At 73.0% G+C, this 2,297-nt stretch carries 1 protein-coding gene; it reads right to left on the bottom strand.

Annotated elements, in window-relative coordinates:
* Window positions 1–59: 59 nt before the first annotated feature.
* The coding region (gene glgB / locus L1885_RS27340) for a 1,4-alpha-glucan branching enzyme (RefSeq protein ID WP_235799832.1) at window positions 60–2,297 on the bottom strand (2,238 nt) is incomplete at its 5' end.

The following is a 2,297-nucleotide window of genomic DNA, read 5'->3' as shown; positions in this document are numbered from 1 at the left end:
CCGCTCCCGGGCCCGCCGCACCGGCCGGCCCGCCGCCCGCGGCGGGTGCCGCCCGTGCGTCACACGGGCCGGAACCACACCGTCGACAGCGGCGGCAGCGTCGGGCACACGCTCAGCGCGCGGCCCTGCGCGGCCACCGGCTCGGCCTCCAGCACGTCCTTCGTGCGCACGTCGCTGCCGCCGAAGCGGGCCTCGTCCGTGTTGAGGACCTCGGTCCACCCGGCGTGGCCGTCGGGCACGCCGAGTCGGTAGCCCTCGCGCACCACCGGCGAGAAGTTCGAGACCGCGAGCAGCGGCTCGCCCGAGCGGCTGAAGCGCAGGAAGGCGAAGACGTTGTCCTCGGCCGCGCCGCCCTCGACCCAGCTGAAGCCCTCCGGCTCGGTGTCGCGCTCCCACAGGGCCGGCGTCTCGCGGTACACGGCGTTCAGCCGCGCCACCAGCTCGCGCACGCCCCGGTGGTCGTCGGCCGCCGGGTAGGCGGGATCGACGAGCCACCAGTCCGGCCCGTGGCTCTCGGACCACTCGGCTCCCTGAGCGAACTCCTGGCCCATGAACAGCAGTTGCTTGCCCGGATGGGCCCACATGAAGCCCAGGTACGCACGGTGGTCGGCGCGCTGCTGCCACCAGTCGCCGGGCATCTTCGAGACGAGGGAGCGCTTGCCGTGCACCACCTCGTCGTGCGAGATCGGCAGGACGTAGTTCTCGCTGTAGGCGTACACCATCGAGAACGTCATGTCGTTGTGGTGGTACTTGCGGTGCACGGGCTCCTTGGCCATGTACTCCAGCGAGTCGTGCATCCAGCCCATGTTCCACTTCAGCCCGAAGCCGAGGCCGCCGAAGCCGCCCGGGCCCACATGGTGCGTGGCGCGGGTGACGCCGTCCCAGGCGGTGGACTCCTCGGCGATCGTCACGACGCCCGGGCAGCGCCGGTAGACCGTGGCGTTCATCTCCTGGAGGAAGCGCACCGCGTCCAGGTTCTCCCGGCCGCCGTGCTCGTTGGGCGCCCACTGCCCGTCCTCGCGCGAGTAGTCGAGGTAGAGCATCGAGGCGACCGCGTCCACGCGCAGGCCGTCGATGTGGAACTCCTCGCACCAGTACACCGCGTTCGCGACCAGGAAGTTGCGGACCTCGGTGCGCCCGTAGTCGAAGGTCAGCGTGCCCCAGTCGGGGTGCTCGGCCTTCCGCGAGTCGCCGGGTTCGTACAGCGGGCGGCCGTCGAAGTGCGCGAGCGCCCAGTCGTCCTTGGGGAAGTGCGCGGGCACCCAGTCGACGACGACGCCGATGCCCGCCCGGTGCAACGCGTCGACCAGGAACTTGAAGTCGTCGGGCGAGCCCATCCGCGACGTCGGCGCGTAGAAGCCCGTGACCTGGTAGCCCCAGGAGCCGCCGAAGGGGTGCTCGGCGATCGGCATCAGCTCCACGTGCGTGAAGCCCAGCTCCTTGACGTAAGCGGGCAGTTGCTCCGCGAGCTGACGATACGTCAGGCCGGGCCGCCAGGACGCCAGGTGCACCTCGTAGACGGAGAACGGCGCCGCGTGCACGGGGCGGTCGGTGCGGTGCGCGAGCCACTGCTCGTCGCGCCACTCGTGGCGGGAGACCGTCACGACGGACGCGGTCGCGGGCGGCACCTCCGTCTGCCGCGCCATCGGGTCCGCGCGCTGCGAGTGGTGGCCCTCCGGCGTGCAGATGTCGTACTTGTAGGCGTCGCCCTCGCCGACGTCCGGCACGAACAGCTCCCACACGCCGCTGGAGCCGAGCGAGCGCATCGGCAGCGCCGTCCCGTCCCAGTGGTTGAACGTGCCGGCGACGCGCACGCCCCGCGCGTTGGGGGCCCACACCGCGAAGCGGGTGCCCGTGACGCCGCCGTGCTCCATGACCCGCGAGCCGAGCGCCGTCCACAGCTGCTCGTGCCGGCCCTCGCCGATCAGGTGCAGGTCCAGCTCGCCGAGCGCCGGCAGGAAGGCGTAGGGGTCGCGCACCTCGACGACGTCCTCGCCGGGAGCGGAGCCGTAGCGCACGCGCAGCGTGTACGGCGGCACCTGCGCGAGCGGCAGCACGCCCGAGAACAGCCCGTCGCCGTCGTCGTTCAGCTCCGCCGTGACGCCTTCCGCGACGACCGTGACCTCGCGCGCGTACGGGCGCAGCGCGCGAAACAGCACGCCGACCGGCACCGGGTGCGCCCCGAGCAGCCCGTGCGGGTCGTGGTGCTCCCCGTGCAGCAGGCGGGCGCGGTCGCCGTCGTCGAGCGGCGGGGCCTGCGGCGTGCTCGCTGCCGCCTCGGCCCGCGCGGCCTCCGC

Origin of the sequence: Streptomyces fuscigenes, assembly GCF_021556455.1 — a bacterium.
In the GTDB taxonomy this organism is placed as follows: domain Bacteria; phylum Actinomycetota; class Actinomycetes; order Streptomycetales; family Streptomycetaceae; genus Streptomyces; species Streptomyces fuscigenes.
Note: the sequence above shows the minus strand (reverse complement) of the source record. Positions and strands in the feature narration are given on the sequence as shown.